Origin of the sequence: Rhizobium sp. HT1-10 (genome assembly GCF_049472505.1) — a bacterium.
In the GTDB taxonomy this organism is placed as follows: Bacteria; Pseudomonadota; Alphaproteobacteria; order Rhizobiales; family Rhizobiaceae; genus Rhizobium.
The window spans coordinates 1-20,344 of the sequence record NZ_JBCEBQ010000013.1; the positions used below are offsets into that span (position 1 = coordinate 1).

A 20,344-nucleotide genomic window follows, 5' to 3' on the forward strand; every position below is an offset into this window, starting at 1 on the left:
TTTATCGAAAGCTTCAACGGGCGGCTGCGCGACGAATTCTTGAATGAAACGCTGTTCTCGTCGCTTGCTCATGCCCGGTCTGCACTTTCAAACTGGCGTAGCGATTACAACGATCAACGCCCGCATTCAGGCCTTGGCTGGCTGACACCGGCCGAATTCGCTCGGACACTCAACCCGCGACGTGATGCGGTGCTGCGCAGCCGAAATGGCTCCGCACCGCAACCCGCCGCTACCGACCCAACAACAGAAACCAAAAACCGCTGGAGCGAACTCAAAACTGGATAAAACTTGGGGGCAAGGTCACGTGAACTCATCGGATGAGAGACCCGCGAATGACGTAGGCGCTGCTTTCCTCCGCATATTGACCAGGCGCGATAGGCCGTTCCGCGGCCTGCTAAACCCCTATCAGCAACGTCCTCAAGAGAGTGCCCGACGCACTCTCTAACTGGCCAAGATCGCGGACGCTACTCATATGGTTAGCGCTGTAGATGGTTTGCACGGACACAGCCAAACCTTGCTGCTCCAATGAAATGGCAAACTCGGTCGCCTGCTGATGAAACGGCGGCGTCTCGTCAGCGCCGACGGCGACAACGACGCGGCAGCGGGTATCATACGAATGGGATATTGGCGAGAATGCCGCTACTTCTGTATCGGTGATCCCAATTTCTGGTGCAAGAAACGAAGCCTGCAGCGGCTTGAGATTGTAGACGCCGCCGAGAAGCAGCGCGGCGCGGACCATTGATGGCGAGGATTGCTGGTGAAACAGGAACGTCGCCAAGTGGGCCCCGGCAGAATGCCCGCTTACCGTAAGCCGAGACGGGTCTCCGCCATAAGCAGATATGTTTTCGGCTACCCATCGCGCCGCGCGCCGTACCTGATCGACGAGCACATTCATTCTCATCTTCGGCATCAGCGAGTAGTCGATGATGACGGCGATGGCACCGGTGCGAGTGACAGTTTCTGCGACGTAGGAATAATCCCGCTTGGAAAACATTCGCCAATAGCCGCCGTGGACAAAGATATGCACAGGTAACTTTCCACGAGAGCCTGCCGGAAAGAAAACGTCCAGCGTTTCGTCGCTACCTGTCCCGTAAGCGATATCTGCCTCCATCTGCAGCGTCTCACGTGTTCGGACGCTTGCCGCGACGATGTCCTCTACGATGGCGTCAAATTCTGCCACATGGGCACGGATACGGAAGGGGTCGATGTCCAAATCACATCTCCTGGTTCAGAAGCTCGTCGCGATATATTTTGCTTCCATGAACTCGGCAATGCCGTGGTGCTGACCACCTTCGCGACCGAGGCCACTCTGCTTGACTCCTCCGAACGGTGCAGCAGGGTCGGAGACAAGCCCGCGGTTAAGTGCGATCATTCCAGCTTCAATCTGCGTGGAGACGCGCAAGCCGCGAGCGAGATCGCGGGTGTAGACGTAGGCAGCAAGACCGTACTCGGTATCATTTGCACGGCTAATGGCTTCTTCCTCTGTGTTAAAGCGATAGAGAGGCGCGACCGGACCGAAGATTTCCTCATGCGCCATCTCGGAGGTGGTTGGTACATCGACCAAAACAGTTGGTGGGTAGAAGAAACCGGGTCCCTCCGGTGCTTCTCCGCCGCATAGAACGCGCGCGCCTTTCATTTTCGAATCCTCAACCAGACGGCCAATTTTTTCGACGGCTTTGCGCGTAATCATCGGCCCGCACTCGGTCGCCCCGTCAACGCCCGCACCTATCTTCAGCGCGGCCATGCGCTTCGACAGGCCAGTTGCAAAGGCATCATATATTCCGGACTGAACATAGAAGCGGTTGGCAGCGGTGCAGGCTTCCCCCGCATTGCGCATTTTCGCAATCATTGCGCCATCCAGCGAAGCTTCCAGATCCGCATCGTCAAACACCAGAAAAGGCGCGTTGCCGCCCAGTTCCATCGAACATGAGACAACGTGCTGGGCAGCTTGCGCCAGCAGCAGACGCCCAACCCCGGTAGAGCCAGTGAATGAGAGCTTTCTGACGCGAGGATCTGCAAGGACCTCCGCGGTGACGGGTCCAGGAGTGGTCGTCGTAAGGACGTTCACGACGCCTGGAGGAACTCCAGCCTCTTCGTAGATTGCCGCGAGCGCATAGGCTGTCAGCGGTGTCTCGCTTGCGGGCTTCAGGATCACCGTGCATCCGGCAGCCAAAGCAGGCGCAATTTTACGTGTCGCCATTGCTGCCGGAAAATTCCACGGCGTTATCAGCAGGCAGATACCGATCGGCTGATAGTCGACGATGATGCGGTTGGCACCTGCAGGTGCGATCCCGAATTCTCCCGTGATACGAACCGCCTCTTCCGCGTTCCATCTGAAGAATTCTGCGGCATAGGCGACCTCGCTGCGGGCATCTCGCAACGCCTTGCCGTTTTCCATTGAGATGAGAGTCGCCAGCATCTCGGAGCGCTCGATCATCAACTCGAAACACCGGCGCAGGACCTCGGAGCGACGGCGGGGAGGGGTCGCGCGCCAGGAGGGGGCCGCCGCTGCAGCCGCATCGATGCTGAGACGCGCGTCCTCGATCGTTGCGTCCGGCACGGAGGCCAGACGTTCTCCGCTCGACGGATCGACAACGTCGATCACCTGACCGCTGTGAGACGGTCGCCAGGCTCCATCGATGTAGAGGCCGCGGGACGCAGCGTCGATGTCGGGCATTTGATGGTCAGGGTGGGGTGTTTTCTGAGCGATGGTCATGGCATTCCTCGATATCAATTTGCGGACGCGGCGAGGTCGCCGTCGTAAGCTGCCTTAACAAGACGCTTCATGGCGTCGAGATCGAAAGGTCTGGGGTTGTTTTTGATCAATCTGTCGATGCCAAGAGCCTGTTCGGCAGTCCAGTCCAGCTTGTCGGCAGGAAGCCCGAGATCTGCGAGTGTGGGCGTGATCCCGATGGCAGCAAAGAGTCTGCGGACTTCTTCGATCGCAGCTTTCGCCTGGGTCTCGATTTCCACCCCAACACTGTCCAGGCCAAGGGCTGATCCGATTTCCGCCATCTCAGAGACCGAAACGGACCGGTTGTAGTTCATGACATACGGCATCATGGTCGCGACGCCGAGGCCGTGTGCGGTGTGGGTAAGCGCTCCTGCCGGATACTGAACGGCGTGCGCTGCAGCAGTCCCTGCTGTTCCAAAGGCGCAGCCGGCGGCGAGAGCACCCATCATGACGTCTGCTCGCGCATCTTCGTCGCTGCCATCTTTGCAAGCTTTTTCAAGACTGCGTCCCAACAGCTTGATAGCGAGCAAGGCAAAGTGATCCGTGAGCGCGCTCTTGCCGATGAACACGTGGTTCTGTGCCAGCTTGTGGTCGTCACCACGCCGGGCAGCCGTGAACGCCTCGATAGCATGGGTGAGGGCGTCGGCACCAGCGATTGCCGTCAATCCTGACGGGCAGGTCATGGTGAGTTCCGGATCGCAGATTGCTGCCGTCGCGATCAGGTACGGGCTCGAGATGCCTACTTTAAGCGTGCGCTCGGAATCAGAGATAACTGCGACAGGCGTTACTTCGGAGCCGGTGCCAGCTGTGGTGGGAACGGCGATAACCGGAAGGATCGGACCTGGCACTTTGAACTCGCCATAATAGTCCTGCAATCGACCGCCGTGGGTCAAAAGCAGCGCCGCACACTTCGCCATGTCCAGGCAGCTTCCGCCGCCGATGCCGATCACCATGTCGGGCTTGAACTCCCGCGCATGGTCAACGCATACCGAAACGGTCTCTTGCGGAACATCCGGCTGGACAGCGTCGTAGACCAGGATTTCGACCGATACCGTTTTAAGCGACGCGACGATATCAGCGAACATGTCCGTCCCGGAAAATCTTTCGTCAGTGCAGATCAACGCGCGTTTCCCAAGCCTTGTGGCCACCTTGGGCAAGGCGTGGCGCTGGCCTTTGCCGAAGAGGATTTCTTGCGGGAGCCGGATAGCGGCAAAAAGGGTCATCGTGCATGTCCTTTGGAGAGCGATCTTGTGAACTGGGAAAGGGCGTTGAGGTCCTGCCAAAGTTTCGGCGCGATCTCGAAGCCATGGATGAGACCCTGGGTGCGCCTGTCCGCTGCGCCGTCGCCAGGTATGGCCACTGATATGCTCTCATCTGACGGGGGCGAGGCGCGGACGAGGTCCAAATAGGCGGCGAGGCGATGCATCAGTTCGGGCTGGATGCCGATGTCGATTGCAATAAAGACATCTCCCTTGTTGCAAACAGTGTCAGCATCAAGCGTGCCTCTTACGTCCGGTGCCAAGGCGGAGCCCGCCAGCGCGGCGACGAGGAGTTCCAGAGCCATGCCCAGAGCATAGCCTTTGGCGTCGCCGAACGGAGCAATCGCTCCCTTCGTGGCGCGACTTGCATCTGTCGTTGGTTGGCCTGTATCATCGCGCGCCCAGCCAAGTGGGATCGACAGGCCGTTCGCAGCGTGATGGTGAATTTTACCCATCGACACGACACCCGTGGCAAGATCGACCACCATTGGCCTGTTTGCAGTCGGAACAGCAATCGCTAAAGGATTGGTTCCAAGAACGGCCCGTGTACCGCCGAAGGGATGAACCAAAGCTTCGCTTGATGACAAGGCAATGCCGACCTGGCCACGGGTAGCGAGCCACTCCACATAATAAGCCAACATTCCCAAATGGTTCGAGTTGCGAATGCCGCATATGGCGACGCCCGTGCTTTCCGCCCTCGCACTCAATTGCTTCAGGGCTGATACAGCGACGACGGGCCCCAATCCTTTGAGTCCATCAACCTCCAGAAACGAAACAGAGCGCCAAGTCGCTTCGCCGTCGGATCGAGGATCGATCAGGCCGCGTTCGATCCGTGTCAGGATTCGGGGCAGCCTTTGAAGTCCGTGCGACGGGTGACCTTTCAGCTCCGCATCAACAAGCACCTGTGCCTGCAGGGCGGCGGACGCGGGCGGTGCGTTTCGGCCTTCCAGGAGGGTCGAAGCCAAATGCAGCGCATCCTCTCGTAGAACCCTCATGAAGTCTCCAATATTAAATCCTATAGGATATGGGATTGCATATAAGGCACCATCGTGTTAGCTGTCGTCCATGTCAAGAGGTTACGATATGCAGAACAAAAATTCAGCGAACCGTACGAATGCACCCGATCACAGCGGCTTTATCCAGCGCGCCAATAGTTTGGCGGAAAGCGTGTATGAAGCGATCTTCGCTCAGCTTATGGCGCTGAAGATCTCGCCCGGAGGCCGGATATCCGTCGACAACATGGTACGGGAACTGAACGTTTCTCAGACCCCTATCCGGGAGGCGCTTGGCAGGCTCGAAGGTGAAGGGTTGGTCGTCAAGACCCATTTGATCGGTTACAGCGCCGCCCCACAAATTACCCGTCGCAGGTTCGACGAATTGTACGAACTGCGCCTGTTGCTTGAACCGTATGGTGCTGCCAAAGCGGCTGCCGGAATGGATGAGGCGAAGCTTGCATCACTTCAGGAGGCGGGTGGAGTGATGGGCCGCAGGGACGGGACCGACGAGCGCATTCGCTATTCGACGTTTGCCCGCCAGGACGCGGTTTTCCACGACAGGATAATGGAGTTCGCAGGAAACGAGTTGATCCGCGAGACGCTCAATCACCAGCACACGCATTTCCATATTTTCCGCCTGATGTTCCATTCGCGGGTCACCGAGGAAGCCCTGGACGAGCATGAAGCCCTGTTAGCGGCGTTTGCTGCCGGGGATACCAACGCAGCCGAGAAAGCAATGCGGGCGCATTTGGAGCATTCGCGTGATCGCCTTCTTCCGGCGTTCGAGTGAGGACCCTTCCATGTCCACTGTTTTGAGTGTGCAACGGGAGAGGGATGACGTGAGGAGCGTTGATCGTCACGGGCATCATCCAGTCCTTCGGGCGCAGGGAATGTCGAAGGACTATGGTCCGGTCACAGTTCTTTCCGATGTCTCGCTCGATATTTTTCCTGGCGAAATTCATGCCATCATCGGAGAAAACGGCGCAGGAAAATCGACCTTCATGCGGCTGCTGTCCGGCTACGCAGAGCCGACGTCCGGGACGATGACGATCGCTGGTCAGAAGGTCGCCTTCTCAAAACCGGAGCATGCACAGCGGGCTGGGATCGTCTTGGTGCATCAGGAGATCCTGCTTGCAGATGGTCTGACGGTTGCGGAGAATTTGTTTCTCGGACGCGAGTTGATGCGCAACGGAATGGTCGACGACCGCACGATGCGGCGCCTTGCAACCGAAAAGCTCTCACAGCTAGGGTGTCACGTTAAGCCGAACGCATTGGTTCGAGAGATTTCGCTCGCCGATCGCCAACTGGTCCAGATCGCTCGCGCGCTTCTTGATGAGTACAAACTCGTCATTTTCGATGAGCCGACCGCAGTGCTTACGGGAGACGAAGTCGAGCGGCTTCTGGCAATCATCCTGCAGCTCAAGGAGCAGGGAGCAGCGGTTCTTTATATCAGTCACCGTCTCGACGAGGTGCAGCGTCTAGCCGACAAGGTGAGTGTCCTTCGTGATGGCAAGCTCGTGGGAACGTACCCGGGGAGTGGCCTCACCCAAATGGACATGGCCCGCCTCATGGTCGGCCGGGATTTTGCGGCCCTATATCCAGGGAAAAGATCTGAAACATCGGAAGATCCATCGCTTGAGGTCCGGGGCCTGGTGGTCCCCGGCTATGCCAAGGACGTTTCCTTCACCGCACGGAAGGGCGAAATCCTCGGGTTTGCAGGTATGATAGGTGCGGGTCGAACCGAGGTGTTTGAAGGCATCATGGGACTGCGAGCAGCCAGCGGATCGGTCATGCTCGACGGCAAGACTATAGACATCCGCTCGCCTCGGGCGGCCATGGACGCAGGCATCGGCTACCTCACAGAGGATCGAAAAGGAAAGGGCTTACTGCTCCACGAGCGGCTCGGGCCCAATCTGACGCTATCCTCGCTTTCGCGGTTTCACCCTGGCCTGATGATGCGCAGGGCTCGTGAGCAGACAGCGCTAGTCGACGCGGTCGATGCGTACGATATTCGGCTCAAGACGCTCGGAGTTAACGCGGGGCAACTTTCCGGAGGCAACCAGCAGAAATTGCTTCTGGCGAAAGTTCTCATGACACGTCCGTCTCTTGTCGTCATCGACGAACCGACACGTGGCATCGATATCGCCAACAAAGCACAGATCTACGCCTTCATCCACCAACTGGTCGGCGAGGGCAGAACCTGCATCGTCATCTCGTCGGAAATGCAGGAGCTGATTGGGATCTGCGATCGAATCCTTGTGATGCGGGAGGGGCGGATCACCGGTGAGGTGAGCGGCGAGACAATGACGGAACATGAAATAGCTCTGCTGGCGACAAGCAATGTGACGACAAGAGACAAGCAGGGAGGGAAGACATGAGTGCAGTCGTAGGCTCGACGCCACTGCGGCAAGAGCGGGAATGGAACATCGGCTGGGCTGATGTGGGACCGTTTCTGGCATTGCTGGCACTGCTGGTCATAGGGTTCGTCATCAACCCTGATTTCCTCTCAGCAACCAATCTTGGAAATGTTATCACCCGAAGCGCGTTCATCGCCATTATCGCTGTAGGCGCAACGTTTGTTATCTCCTCGGGGGGACTGGATCTATCTGTCGGGTCGATGGCAGCCTTCATCACGGGCATCACCATCATGTTCATGAACAGCATGGCACCCGAATGGGGTCTCGCGGTAATTCCAGCCGGGATGGTCGTGGCGATCGTGGTTGGCACCGCTTGCGGTCTTATGAACGGCCTGATCGTCACCGCCGGCAAGATCGAACCGTTCATTGCGACGCTTGGGACGATGGGCATCTTCCGCGCCTTGATCACATACATGTCGGACGGAGGGACGATCCCGATCGCCCGCAGCCTGCGTGAGGCCTATCGCCCAGTGTACTTCGGTACGATCGGCGGAGTATCGGTCCCCATCCTGATCTCGATCGCGGTCGCCGCCGTTGCATCCTTCGCTCTTTACAAAATGAAGTACGGGAGGAAGTGTGCGGCTGTAGGGGCAAACGAGGACGTCGCCCGCTATTCAGGCATCTCCATCATCAAAACCCGCACGATTGCTTACGCTATCCAGGGCACATGCGTTGCAATCGCTGCCATTTGCTACGTGCCACGTCTTGGAGCCGCGACGCCGACAACAGGGGTTCTTTGGGAGCTCCAGGTCATCACCGCCGTCGTGATCGGCGGTACGGCATTGCGCGGTGGCAAAGGCCACGTCTGGGGAACGGTCGCGGGTGCCGTCATTCTCGAGCTGATCGCAAACCTGATGGTCCTGTCCGATTTCGTCTCGGAATACCTGGTAGCCGGGGTTCAGGGCGTCATCATCATCATTGCGATGCTCATTCAAAGGTTTTCGAAATAATCCGTGTCAGGACCGCATGGATGTCTAATTTTTGGTCCAATTCTGGGAGGAATTATATGTTTAAGTCTAAATTGATTGCGGCAGCAGCGATCGGGAGCTTGCTGCTCGCTGGCCAAGCGCTCGCTGCCGATAAGAAGGTTGTTGCGGTGTCGATCCCGGCAGCCGACCATGGTTGGACGGCAGGGGTAGTCTACCATGCACAGGCGGCGGCCAAGGAAATAAACGCTGCATTTCCCGGTGTTGAGGTCATCGTTAAGACCTCACCATCAGCAACCGCGCAAGTGAGTGCCTTGGAAGACTTGTCTGCTGGGCGCAAGCTCGATGCCCTGGTCATTCTGCCGTATTCCTCGGAAGAACTGACAACCCCGGTCAAGGCCGTCAAGGACGCTGGAACGTTCATCACTGTCGTCGATCGCGGTCTGAGCGACGCTACGATCCAGGACCTATACCTTGCCGGCGACAACATCGCTGTTGGCCGCAATACCGCCAAGTACATGATCGATAAACTTGGCGGCAAGGGCAATCTCGTCGTTCTGCGCGGTATCCCGACGGTCATCGACGACGAGCGCATCAAGGGCTTCAACGACGCCATCCAGGGCACGGAACTCAAAGTCCTCGACATCCAGTACGCAAACTGGAACAGCGACGAGGCCTTCAAATTGATGCAGGACTACCTTGCAAAGTATCCGCAGATCGATGCCGTCTGGGCCAACGATGATGACATGCTTCTCGGCGTACTTGAAGCTGTCAAGGAGTCGGGCCGCAAGGACATCAAGCTTGCTCTCGGCGGCAATGGCATGAAAGACATCGTCAAGAAGGTCATCGATGGAGATGCGATGACGCCAGTTGAGACCCCATATCCACCAGCGATGATCAAGACGGCAATCTACATGACCGTCGCCAATCTAATCGGTCAAGCGCCAGTGCGCGGAACCGTCAAGCTAGACGCTCCGCTGATCACCCAGGCAAATGCGAAGGAATACTATTTTCCAGATTCGCCGTTCTAACCACTAACCCACACCGGGGCGGCTCGTGCCGCCCCACTGCATGTAGCAAGAGGAGAGAAGCATGCCAGGCAAGAAAATACTGATGCTGACAGGTGAATTCACTGAGGAATACGAGATTTTCGTTTTCCAGCAGGCGATGGAAGCGATCGGCCATACCGTTCACGTCATCTGCCCGGACAAAAATGCGGGCGACCTGATCAAAACGTCGCTACACGATTTTGAGGGCGATCAGACCTACACCGAAAAGCTCGGCCATTTCTTCACGATCAACAAGACATTTTCGGAAGCCGAGAAACAACTGGACCAGTACCATGCGGTTTATGCCGCGGGCGGCCGCGGTCCGGAATACATCCGGACAGACAAGCGGGTTCAGGCCATTGTCAGGCACTTCCACGAGACGAAGAAGCCTATCTTCACGATCTGCCACGGTGTGCAAATCCTGATCGCCGTCGACGGTGTGGTTCGTGGTAAAAAGGTGGCAGCTCTTGGAGCCTGCGAGCCCGAAGTTACACTTGCTGGCGGCACCTATATCGATCTTTCGCCCACAGAAGCGTATGTGGATGGCACCATGGTGTCAGCGAAGGGTTGGACCGCACTTGCAGCGTTCATCCGTGAGTGCCTGAAAGTCCTCGGGACCGAGATCCGTCACAGCGAAGACGTCGCCAAGGCTGCTTAACACTGTTCAATGTGCGATGTTGGATGATGACAAATGGCCGCCCTCGGGCGGCCATTTATATTTCCCGCGAACCGCGCCAGACAGGGGTAGTTCTGAAGTTGGGCGTGTAAAAAGAGAGGCCACTTTCCGGATGTTCTCGCGCTCGTCCGGTATGGTCCCGTAGTCCCGGAGTTTTGCGTGACGAATGAGGCGCGTCCGCTTCTGTCTCCTAGATGTTTGATCCCGGGTTTGATGGTGCAATATTTTCCTTGGAATGGAGGGAAGCGCTATGGGCCAGGTTCTACACGGGAGCGCCACTATGACAGAGGCAATCCGTAGAGCAATATAAAATGGTCAAGAGAGCCTGAGAGCGCTTTCGAGACGCTAGGGTCGGGCTGCTGGCAGGTCGGAAGCGATCTCGATGGTGTTCAGAACGGGCTTCGACGTGAAGTCGGCAGCAATCTCGGCTGCCCTTGTCGCCGCAGGCACCGAAGATGCCCGGCCGCTCAGCGTGACGCGGCCTTCCGACACGGAGACCTCGATATCCCATTCCGCGTGCCCATAGGTGTAGGCGAGGGAACACTCGATGGCGATCCGTATCGAGCAATCGCGCGACGCGGTCATGGATACGGCGGGGTAGGGCAAGAATATCATCTGGAAATCGCCTCCATTGGGCTATCGGCTCGTCACTCCCGACGAGCCGGCGATCATGCGGATTTAGGTGGCGGGCTTACTTGAGCGCGTCCTTGACGGCATCCTTACCCTTGCCAACGGTGCTCTGGACTTCGCCGGCAGCCTTGTCGAACTTGCCTTCCGCTTCCAGTCGCTCGTTGCCCGTCAGCTTGCCGACGGTTTCCTTGATCGTGCCCTTGAGTTCCTTGGCGGCACCTTCGATACGGTTCTTGTCCATAGCGGTAATCTCCTTTCAGGGATGGCTTCCGATGCTGACGCCGGTCTTGCCGGTGCCATGCTGAAGAAGATAGCGCTGGGAACTGGCCTCTTGCAGATTGGGAAATACCAGCTTGCCTAGTATCTAGTGACCTTTTTTCACGATTTCTGCGGGTTTTTTTGGGCTGCAGTCTTAGGATTGGGCTTGGGAGATTTGACCTTTCCCTCGGACGTGCCCGTGAAGCCGCGCTCGCGCGCCCAGATGACGGCTGCTGCCCGCCGGTTGACACCGATCTTTCCGTAGAGGGAGGCAACATGGTTGCGGATCGTGTTCTTCGAAAGATGCAGGTGCTCGCCCATTTCGGCGTCGCTCTGCCCGCTGCAGATCAGGCCGAGGATCTCGCGTTCCCGCTCGCTCAGCTCGAAAAGCTGTGCTGTTGGCGCACGGCCGGTGGAGCTGTGCTTGAGCGTTGCCAGCCGGTCGACGATCGAGCGGCTGAACCACGAGGTATCGGTCATCACACTTTCGATGGCCTCGACCAGTTCCGCCTCGCTGCGCCTACGCTCGGTCACGTCCTGCAGGGCCCAGATCACACATTGCTGGTCGTTGATCTCCACCCGTTCAGCGGATACCAGGCACTCCGCCGCTCCCCCTGACTTCTGCTTCATCTGCATGGGCTCGTCGCGGATGAAGGTATTGTCGCGCAGCTTCTGTTCGATCGCCCGGCGCGCCGCGACATCCTCCCAGAGATGCAACTCGCCGGCGGTGCGGCCGACCACCTCCGCAGAGGCATATCCGGAGATTTGCAAAAAGGCGTCGTTGGCCTCCATGAAAACAAAGTCGTCGAGCCGCGAGATGGCCGCCGGCGCTGGAGACAGCCGGAAGGATTTCGAAAACCGCTCCTCGCTCTGACGGAGCGCATTCTGTGCCTTGCGGCGACCGTCCAGATCCGCAAATGTGAAGAGCATGCAGGGCTCCTCAACCACCGAAATGGGCTCTCCGGCCACGATCACCAGTCGGTCGCCGCCATCAGGGAGGGGTACCAGCGCTTCCCGGTGGCGGATGACGCGTCCCTCGCCCAGTTTCGTCAGCGCATCCTCGCCGGTTTCACAGTTGGCGAACAGGCCGAGGGCCTCAACGCTTTTGCCAACCACATCTTCCTTGGTAAATCCCGTCATCTCCAGAAAACCTTGGTTGACGCGAATGAAGCGGTGATCATCGAGGCGGCAGATGAGCCCGGGTGCCGGATTGGCGTTGAAGGCGCGCTCGAAGCGCTCCTCGGCCTCGAAGCGAGGTGTCTCGTCGCGCATGACCAGCACAAGCACATCGGGCTTTTCGCCGCCATCGGCTATCGCCAGGCTCCGCACCGTGTGAACCCACACCAGGTCCAGGTCCGATGACGGCGAGATTTCCACGGTCACGTCGTCGACCGTTTCACCGGAGAGCAGGCGCTCTATGGGATATTGCCCTTCTTCCAGGGGATGGTTGTTGCGGTAGCGAAGCGTGAAATTGCGGCGGTAGCCTTTCGCATCACTGCCGAGCTCATCCAGCGTTTCAATGCGGTGCATCGCCAGCGCAGCCGTGTTGGCCCAGGCAATCGATCCATCGGGATCGACGAGAATGACGCCGTCGCTGAGGCCCGCAATGACCTCCTGGAGAATGGAACGATTGACCTTCGGCGCCTGCACTTCGTCCATGTCACACTCCTCATTTTGAGGCGTGGATGTAGGTGAGTTTAGCCGCGAGGAAATAGCCTGTGCCGATCTGATTTCGTCAAGGTTCAATCACCCTGGAGTGCAAACGCAATCGCAACGACGAGTTCTTTCTGATCCAGCTACTGGAGAAAACAGTTAAACTGGCCAATGCGGCTCAGAATATGAATTCTTCCACAGCCATGTCATTATATCAGGCACGCTGCAAAGCAGACGCTCCGAAGAAGACGATACCTGTCTCAGTCCTCAGCATATAAGGTAAATGTTTACTATGTTGCCGTAATGTATCGTGCTGGGATCATGGATCGGGGCTGACGATGAATAGCAACATATTGGTAGCGATTTCGCTGCTACTTTCTGCCGTAAGCGCCGAGGCGCAGACGATTGGTGTGTCGATGTCGAAACTCGACAAGTACAAATCGGCTTTGCTCGACGCGATCAACGCCAGCGCTAAAGCCACGCCGGGCGTGACGGTCACAATCGAGAATGCAGATGGCAGCAACGACCGTCAGCTGGAACAATTGAAGAAATTTGCGGACACCAAAGTGAGCGCAATCATCGTTGCGCCAGCCGACGGAGATCTTGGTCCGCAGATGACCAAGATTGCGGCGGATGGCGGCATCCCGTTGATCTACGTCAACAACGAACCCGCCAACCTCGCCGAGTTGCCAGCCGACCAGGCGGTCGTGGCTTCGAACGAGAAGGAATCAGGCACCCTGCAGGCCGCCGAGGTCTGCCGCATTATGAAGGGCAAGGGCAGGGTCGTCGTGCTGATGGGCGAGCTCTTCCATGCCGCAGCCCGCGCCCGTACTCAGGACGTCGATACTGTTTTCGCCAGGCCGGAATGCAAGGACATGAAGATCGTCGAGCGTCAGGCTGCCTATTGGTCGCGAGACTATGCCGACCAGCAGGTGACGGAATGGCTGACAGCCGGTGTCAAGTTCGACGCCGTAATTGCCAATAACGACGAGATGGCGCTGGGCGCTATCCGAGCTCTGAAGCGCAAGGGAGTATCGATGAAGGATGTTATCGTTGCCGGCGTGGACGCGACCGATGACGCCCTTGCCGCCATGACATCCGGAGATCTTGACGTCACCATCCTGCAAAGTGCGCAGGGCCAGGGCAAAACCGCCATAGAGACCGCACTCAAGCTGATTGGCAAAGAAACGGTACAACGCGAAAACTACGTTCCGTTCGAACTGGTAACGCCTCAGAACGTCACGCAATACCTGCCGAAAAGTCAGTAAGAGATCGAGGGGACACAGATCATGCAACTTTGGAAAAAACTCGGCATTCGGGCCCAGATTACGGCTGGCTTCGTGCCGTTAATCCTGCTGATGAGCCTCCTGTCACTCAACGCGATCTCGGGCATGCACAGCCTGTCATCGATCTTCGCATCCTATAGAGCGACGGCCAGCCAAACCCTTTCGATCTCAGACTACTCCAACAAGCTGCACGACATCCAGATGGCTGCGGAGGCTTTTCGGTCGACGCCGAGTGATGCGGTTGCACAGCAATTCAAGACGAATGTTGCAGCGTTCCTGCAGGACGATCAGCGTTTTGCCAGCGATCCGGCCTTGCAGGCGGGGATCACGACCATTCGCCAGGACATGCAGGCCTACAGCACCGCCTTCGCGGAACTGGTGAAGCTGCAGGACAAGCGCGATGCACTAATCGCCAAGGTCACGGAGTTCGGGCCTTGGACCAGTATCGCGCTCAACGACGTTATGAGAAGCGCGTGGCGGCAGAATGACCTGGACCTCCTGAACCGGACCGCCCAGACGTTGGAAGCGCTCAATCGCAGCCTCTATTTCTCCGAACGCTTTGTGCATGCGGATGATCTGGCGGCCTATGATCTTGCCCAGTCGTCGCTCAAGGAAGCTGTCGACATGAACACGAAGTCGGCTGCGACAGCCAAGGTCGAGCTTCAGGGGAAGCGCCTTGCCGGTGCCGGCCAGTTGATGCAGAACTACACGGCCCGTCTTGGCGACGTGAAGGCAGTCCTCCTCGAAAGCAACCAGATCCGTGAAACGCGGATGAAGGCCGAAGCGGCGAAAATCGCCAGCGGCTTCCGCGATCTGCAGGCCCGTATCACCGGCGCGCAGACGTCGCTCGACGGTTCCGTCGAAAGCACCGTTGCTTCGGCGACCTCGACGACGCTCATCATCAGCGGCCTGCTGATCGTCATCGGGCTGGTCCTTTCCTATGTGCTCGGCCGTCTGATCGCATCCGCCATCAGCAAGATGGCGCAGGCCATGGAACGGCTTGCCCATGGTGACGAAAACATCACGATCGAAGGCATCGAGCATCGTCACGAACTGGGCGCCATGGCCCGCTCGTTGCAGGTGTTCCAGCAAACCGGTCGCGCAAAGCTGGTGGCGGAAGCCAATGCCGAGCGTGCGCGGCTTGCAGCCGAGGACGAACGCCTTCGCCAGGAGGCAGAGCGCCTTGCCGACGCCCAGGTGATGGAACAGGCCTTCCAGCAGATTTCGAGCGGGCTAGACGCCTTGTCTCGCGGCGACCTAACAGTCCGGGTCGGCGCAGTCGATCCGCGCTACGCCCGCATCCGCGATCACTTCAATAGCTCGGTTGCGAGCCTCGAGGAGGCTGTCGGCTCAGTCATCCACGCCATCGGCACCATCCGCTCCGGCCTGTCCGAGATTGCCACGGCATCGAACGATCTGGCGCGGCGGACCGAGCAGCAGGCAGCATCGCTGGAACAGACCGTGGCGGCGCTCGGTGAAGTGACCCGCGGCGTCAACGGCACGGCTGAGGGCGCTGGCCAGGCCCAGGGTGCAGTTACCACAGCGCGGACCAATGCCGAAAAGGGCGGGTTGATCGTCTCACGCGCCATCGAGGCGATGAGCGAGATCCAGAACTCGTCGGCCAAGATCGGCAATATCATCGGCGTCATCGACGAGATCGCGTTCCAGACCAACCTGCTGGCGCTCAATGCCGGCGTCGAGGCAGCCCGGGCCGGGGAAGCTGGAAAAGGCTTCGCGGTGGTGGCACAGGAAGTGCGGGAACTCGCCCAGCGGTCCGCCAAGGCTGCCAAGGAGATCAAGGATCTCATCTCGACCTCGTCAGCCCAGGTCGAGACCGGTGTCGATCTCGTCAGCCAGTCCGGCGTGTCGCTGGCACAGATCGTTGAACAGGTCTCTGCGATGAACGCTACTGTCGGTGAGATCGCGGTCGCCGCTCGCGAACAGGCGACCAGCCTGCGTGAAGTTTCGGTCGCTGGCGATCAGATGGACAAAGTCACCCAGCAGAATGCTGCGATGGTTGAGCAGACCACCGCCGCCGCGCAGAACCTGACACAGGAAACGGAGCACTTAGCTGATATGGTTCGCCGCTTTAAGGTGAAGTCGGACAATGGGAGGCAGGGCTATCCATTTGCTCTGGCGTCCTAAACCGGGCCGTGATCTAGGTGGGCCTCATCAGGGCCCACCATCTAACGTGCCAACGGATATCCGCTGGAAGCGGCTTAAATTACGCATTAGTGCCTATTTTGTCGGAAATAGTGCCATGAATGGGTGTTATTTTACGTCAGATATGCCGTGTCCTATCGTGATCTGGAAGAAATTCTGGCCGAGCGCGGGGTTGCCGTTGACCACGCGACGCTGAACAGATGGGTCGTAAAATATTCGCCGCTTATCGCTTCTCAGGCCCGGCGCCGCAAATCCGCGACCAGCCGTTCCTGGCGAATGGACGAAACCTATATACAGGTCAAAGGCAAGTGGACCTATTTCTATAGCGCTGTCGATAAATTCGGTAAAACCCTTGATTTCATGCTGTCCGAGCATCGTGATGAGCCTCCAGCCAGCGCCTTCTTCGCCCGCACGATCGACAACAATGGTTGGCCCGAAAAGGTCGTCATCGACAAGAGCGGCGCGAACCTGGCCGGACTGCAAAACGTCAACTGGCTGCTGCTACAGCATGGATGGTTTTGGCTGATCGAGATTTGCCAAGTCAAATATCTCAACAACATGATCGAGCAAGATCACCGGTTTATCAAGCAGCTGACCCGGCCCATGAAAGGCTTCAAATCCTTCCAGTCGGCGTCAGTAATTGGATGGCATCGAGGTGGCTCATGTGATCCGCAAGCGGCAATTCTCAACCAGTGGCCAATCCGCATTTTAACAATTCGCGGCGCGCGCTGCATAACTGTGTCCAGCGATAGCTCTTTCTGCAGACTTTGCAAAAATTTGCGACAGAGCCTTGTGAGCGAGGCCGATGCCCTTGTTGCGGATCTGGCTGACGAGGGGATCAAGCATCCCATCCTGAGCGCAATCCGCAAGGTGATCTCAAGTCGGGCTGGTTCGCTGCAGAGAGTCACGGAGCAGGTCCTAAGCAATTGAATGGTCACGAACATCCAGCACTCGGTCCCTCGAATGCCGGGGTCGGTGTTCATATCCATTCAAGACCGCCATGAGACGCGCGGTACCATCGCTGTCGGTTAGCGCTAAAACATCCGTGGAGGTGCCATCAGCCAAGTCAGACAGCCGAAGATTTATAGATCTCCGCAAGGGCGTCCAATTCCCAGTTTCCGCCGGTGAGGATGACGCACACCTTTTCATCCGGCCGAAGAGCTATCGAACCGGCCAACAAGGCTCCGATGCCGATCGATGCTGCCGGTTCGGCGATCAATTTCGCATCAACGGCGAGGGTCCGCATGCCTTGAATGATGTGCACGTCATCAACGAGAACAATCTCGTCGACATATTTCTCGATGATGGGATAGGGGTTTCTTCCTGGAACGCTGATCCTCAATCCATCGGCAATCGTGTCAAGCAACGGTAGAGACGTCGGCTGTTTGTTCAGCCGACTGTGAAAGTATTTTGGCGTGAGGGCAGGTTCGACGCCGATGACACGCACGCGAAGGTTGGTTTCCTTGATGGCGGTCGCCACACCGGCGATTAGGCCTCCACCGCCCAAGGGAACGATCACTGTATCGACGTCTTCGAGGTCCTCGAGGATTTCGCAGGCCATTGTGCCCTGGCCAGCCATGACCATCGGATCCTCAAATCCATGTACGACCGTGTAGCCGTTTTCTTCTGCTAATTCATAGACCCGTTTCCATCGGGCAGCATTATCGCCATCGAAAAGAATGACTTCTGCGCCGAGAGCCCGCGTATTCTCGATTTTCAACTTCGCTGTCGTGGTCGGCAGCACCAGCAGGACTTTCGTTCCCAGCATCCTGGCGACATAGGACAGGCCTTGTGCATGATTGCCCGACGAACTGGAGATCAGACCCTTGGCGATCTTTTCCTTGGGCAGAGAGAGCACCGCATTCAGAGCCCCACGGATCTTGAATGCACCGGTAATCTGTAGCGTTTCCGGTTTGAGATAGAGCTGGCAGCCGACAGCCTTTTCGATCCGTTCCGCGCGCAGCAGCGGCGTGCGCTTGATATAGGGCTGCAGTCGTATCCGGGCCTCCCGGATATCCTCGATGGTGGGGTAGTTGCGATGACTGCCTTGCTGGTTCACCTTCGCCGCCTTTTGCAATTCAGAGGAATCTGGAGTTGATGTCTATTTGGAAAAATCTGGAAGGATCTGAGGCTTTCCGGACATGAAGCCATTCCGCCGGGGCCGGGAGAGCTTGCTCACGAGAAGAATTCAAACTGGGTTCCGACGTTCTGCTCGATGGCATTGCGATAGATCCTGGCTGCCGTGGTGATGTCCTGTATCGCCATTCCCGTGGAATCGAAGATGGTCACCTCATCCTCATTTTCCCGACCGGGTTTGTGGCCCAGCAAAATCTCGCCAATTTCGCTGTGAATATCGTCTCTGGTGATGATATTCTGGTTGAGCGGATGCCAGGTCTCGCCCTTCTCGGTACATTGCGCGATCGAGTCGACGACGATTTTCGCGTTTCTGAAGATTTCCGGCTCCAGTTCCTGCTTGCCGCGCTGATCGGTTCCGATGGCGACAATGTGCGTCCCCGGTTTGACCCAGGCTGCTTCGACTGGTGCGCCCAAGCCGCGGGTCGTCGTAATCAGGATGTCGGCCTTCTCGACGGCTTGCTGCTTGGAGCCGGTAACGATGACCGGAATGCCCAGTTCGCTTTCGATATCGTCCTTGAATTTTGCAAGCGTTTCAACCGTGCGGCTCCACGCATGGATCTCGTCGATCTTCATGACCTCGTTGATGGCGCGGATTTGCATTCTCGCCTGATTTCCGGTGCCGATCGAGGCGATTTTCGAGGCGTTTTTCCTGGCCAGCGCCTTGACAGATACGGCACCGGAGGCGCCCGTTCTCAAACCCGTAATCAGGCTTCCATCCATCACGCAGGTGAGGGCGCAACTCTGTGCGTCAAATAGAATGATCGTCCCCATGCCAGTCGGCAATCCGAAGCTTTCGGGGTTGTTCTTGAAGCCGCCCGAAGAGGCCTTCATGGAGATCGTTTCGTTGACTTTGCAATAGCCGAGCTTGAAGTCGATTTCCCCTCGAGGCGCAGGCAGGTGGATCGAGAGATAGTCAGGCTGTTCGACCTGACCGGAACTGAAGGCTCTGTAGGCGTCTTCGACGGCCTCTATAACGTCCCGATTGCTGATCAGGCGGCTTACGTCCTCTTTTCTCAGGAGCAGCGTCTTCATGTTTCATCCTTTTAATTCGCCGGGCGTTTCTGGCTCTGCCCATTGATCGCGGTGTCGTCCGTCACGCCGTCTATCCGAGGGTCTGGCTGACCAGCGAATAGGTGAGCGGCGCAACGGAAGCATCCGGGCCAAACTCCTGCAGCCTCTTGCCCAGGGACATCGTGAGAACGGTGTCGAAAACAGACATGCCGCTGCGGATGGCGAGAAGTGCGAAATCGCCCCTCTCGAAGTGGGTGTCGAGCCGCAGGAACCGGCCTTCATGCTCCTTCAAGTGGAGAGAGAGGACATCGATGGCGTCGGCATCGGTTGACGCGACGATGGGGCCAACCACGTGGCCACGCCCGAAAGGCCGGCAGAGGGCAAAGGCCCTCAAGGTGTCGTCGCGATAGAGGCCATAGCCGACGGACTGGCGGAGGAGCCTGTCGATCAAACCCGCGCGCACTACGCCGAAGGCCGCGCCGTCGAGGGCCGTGATGGCGGCCAGGTCCTCTGCCGTGAGAAGACGGATTTCACCCTTCGGCGCGCCACAGGCCGCACCAGCTCCGGCCTTCACGATGCCCTGACACTGGTAGACCGTCTTTTCCGGCGCAAAGCCGAGGGAATGATAGAGCCGTTGCGCTGCCCGGGTGGCATTCAGCCTGAGGTTGACGCCCTCGAGTTCCTTGAGGGCATAGTCCATCAGCCAGAGGCCGGTTCCCTGCGTCTGCAGGCGGGGCGATGTGATGACCATGCCGATTGTCGCGAGATCTTCCGCTTGGCGGAACCACATGGCAGACCCCATGATCCTGCCGATCTCGTCCGTGGTAACGACCCCTTCGCCGACCTCGCGCAGGAACTGCCAGTCTTCCCCCCGGTGCGGCCAGCCGACGGAAATCGACAGCCCATGCAATTGGTCCAGATCGGCATCCTGCACGTCGGCAATCTGCATTGAAAAGGCGTCGATCTGATTTTTCTTGCTTGGCCCCAACGTCCCGCCCCCGGCAATCAAGAGTGATTAGGTGCAACCCGCCATGTTTTGGCGACAGCCCCGCCATCCTAAACCTACGCCACCGCATAAATCGCTCTTAAGGCCCATTGAAGCACAACAATCGACCGAAGCGAACGCAGGTTCGGCATTCAATCCCCCCATA

Annotated in this window: 18 protein-coding genes and 1 pseudogene; 9 read left to right on the forward strand and 10 right to left on the reverse strand. The window is 58.0% G+C overall.

Annotated features, from left to right (window positions below; genetic code table 11):
* A partial coding sequence (locus tag VH564_RS23005) for an integrase core domain-containing protein (RefSeq protein ID WP_423342181.1) occupies positions 1-285 on the forward strand: 285 nt, incomplete at its 5' end.
* 109 nt (positions 286-394) lie between these two features.
* Here VH564_RS23005 and VH564_RS23010 read toward each other — a convergent pair.
* The 4 genes from VH564_RS23010 to VH564_RS23025 are packed head-to-tail and all read right to left on the reverse strand — an operon-like array spanning position 395 to position 4,988.
* Complete coding sequence (locus VH564_RS23010; protein ID WP_423342182.1) at positions 395-1,213, reverse strand: alpha/beta hydrolase; 819 nt, start codon at positions 1,211-1,213, stop codon at positions 395-397.
* A 15-nt stretch (positions 1,214-1,228) separates the two neighbouring features.
* Positions 1,229-2,716, reverse strand: coding sequence for an NAD-dependent succinate-semialdehyde dehydrogenase (locus VH564_RS23015; protein ID WP_423342183.1), 1,488 nt, complete (start codon positions 2,714-2,716; stop codon positions 1,229-1,231).
* Positions 2,717-2,730: 14 nt separating this feature from the next.
* A complete protein-coding gene (locus tag VH564_RS23020) occupies positions 2,731-3,957 on the reverse strand; it encodes an iron-containing alcohol dehydrogenase (protein ID WP_423342184.1) in 1,227 nt (408 codons plus the stop codon).
* A complete protein-coding gene (locus VH564_RS23025; RefSeq protein WP_423342185.1) occupies positions 3,954-4,988 on the reverse strand; it encodes an Ldh family oxidoreductase in 1,035 nt (344 codons plus the stop codon). The genes VH564_RS23020 and VH564_RS23025 overlap by 4 nt, the downstream gene beginning before the upstream one ends.
* A gap of 88 nt (positions 4,989-5,076) precedes the next feature.
* Between VH564_RS23025 and VH564_RS23030 the strand changes: the two genes are divergently transcribed.
* The 5 genes from VH564_RS23030 (at position 5,077) to VH564_RS23050 (ending at position 10,038) form a co-directional block, all read left to right on the forward strand.
* Positions 5,077-5,778, forward strand: coding sequence for a GntR family transcriptional regulator (locus VH564_RS23030; RefSeq protein ID WP_423342186.1), 702 nt, complete (start codon positions 5,077-5,079; stop codon positions 5,776-5,778).
* 100 nt (positions 5,779-5,878) lie between these two features.
* Positions 5,879-7,366 carry a sugar ABC transporter ATP-binding protein gene (locus VH564_RS23035; protein ID WP_423342187.1) on the forward strand — a complete coding sequence of 496 codons (1,488 nt, stop codon included), beginning with the start codon at positions 5,879-5,881 and terminating at the stop codon, positions 7,364-7,366.
* Positions 7,363-8,355 carry an ABC transporter permease gene (locus VH564_RS23040; protein ID WP_423342188.1) on the forward strand — a complete coding sequence of 331 codons (993 nt, stop codon included), beginning with the start codon at positions 7,363-7,365 and terminating at the stop codon, positions 8,353-8,355. Before VH564_RS23035 ends, VH564_RS23040 begins: the two co-directional genes overlap by 4 nt.
* A 56-nt stretch (positions 8,356-8,411) precedes the next feature.
* Positions 8,412-9,362 (forward strand): substrate-binding domain-containing protein, encoded by a 951-nt coding sequence (locus tag VH564_RS23045; protein WP_423342189.1) that lies wholly within the window; start codon positions 8,412-8,414, stop codon positions 9,360-9,362.
* Positions 9,363-9,423: 61 nt separating this feature from the next.
* Positions 9,424-10,038, forward strand: a complete 615-nt coding sequence (locus VH564_RS23050) for a DJ-1/PfpI family protein (protein WP_423342190.1) — start codon at positions 9,424-9,426, stop codon at positions 10,036-10,038.
* Positions 10,039-10,401: 363 nt separating this feature from the next.
* Here VH564_RS23050 and VH564_RS23055 read toward each other — a convergent pair whose 3' ends face one another.
* The 3 genes from VH564_RS23055 to VH564_RS23065 all read right to left on the reverse strand — a co-directional run bounded on the left by VH564_RS23055 (position 10,402) and on the right by VH564_RS23065 (position 12,603).
* A complete protein-coding gene (locus VH564_RS23055) occupies positions 10,402-10,671 on the reverse strand; it encodes a BON domain-containing protein (protein WP_423342191.1) in 270 nt (89 codons plus the stop codon).
* A 76-nt stretch (positions 10,672-10,747) separates the two neighbouring features.
* Positions 10,748-10,927: a CsbD family protein gene (locus VH564_RS23060; protein WP_423342192.1), complete on the reverse strand. Its 180-nt coding sequence runs from the start codon at positions 10,925-10,927 to the stop codon at positions 10,748-10,750.
* Between the two features lie 137 nt (positions 10,928-11,064).
* Complete coding sequence (locus tag VH564_RS23065; RefSeq protein WP_423342193.1) at positions 11,065-12,603, reverse strand: PAS domain S-box protein; 1,539 nt, start codon at positions 12,601-12,603, stop codon at positions 11,065-11,067.
* 332 nt (positions 12,604-12,935) lie between these two features.
* Here VH564_RS23065 and VH564_RS23070 point away from each other — a divergent pair, with 332 nt between their 5' ends.
* The 3 genes and pseudogenes from VH564_RS23070 (at position 12,936) to VH564_RS23080 (ending at position 16,758) form a co-directional block, all read left to right on the forward strand.
* Complete coding sequence (locus VH564_RS23070) at positions 12,936-13,865, forward strand: substrate-binding domain-containing protein (RefSeq protein ID WP_423342194.1); 930 nt, start codon at positions 12,936-12,938, stop codon at positions 13,863-13,865.
* An 18-nt stretch (positions 13,866-13,883) separates the two neighbouring features.
* The gene (locus VH564_RS23075) at positions 13,884-16,028 is read left to right on the forward strand and encodes a methyl-accepting chemotaxis protein (protein ID WP_423342246.1); all 2,145 of its coding nucleotides are present in this window, start codon (positions 13,884-13,886) and stop codon (positions 16,026-16,028) included.
* 123 nt (positions 16,029-16,151) lie between these two features.
* Positions 16,152-16,758: pseudogene (locus tag VH564_RS23080) on the forward strand (IS6 family transposase).
* A gap of 354 nt (positions 16,759-17,112) precedes the next feature.
* On the opposite strand, the gene VH564_RS23085 reads toward VH564_RS23080, so the two are convergent.
* The 3 genes from VH564_RS23085 to VH564_RS23095 all read right to left on the reverse strand — a co-directional run bounded on the left by VH564_RS23085 (position 17,113) and on the right by VH564_RS23095 (position 20,142).
* Entirely contained in the window at positions 17,113-18,105 is a 993-nt protein-coding gene (locus tag VH564_RS23085; protein ID WP_423342195.1) for a threonine ammonia-lyase, read from the reverse strand.
* Positions 18,106-18,221: 116 nt separating this feature from the next.
* Positions 18,222-19,214 carry an ornithine cyclodeaminase family protein gene (locus VH564_RS23090; protein WP_423342196.1) on the reverse strand — a complete coding sequence of 331 codons (993 nt, stop codon included), beginning with the start codon at positions 19,212-19,214 and terminating at the stop codon, positions 18,222-18,224.
* 70 nt (positions 19,215-19,284) lie between these two features.
* Positions 19,285-20,142 (reverse strand): GNAT family N-acetyltransferase, encoded by an 858-nt coding sequence (locus VH564_RS23095; RefSeq protein ID WP_423342197.1) that lies wholly within the window; start codon positions 20,140-20,142, stop codon positions 19,285-19,287.
* Between the last annotated feature and the right edge of the window lie 202 nt (positions 20,143-20,344).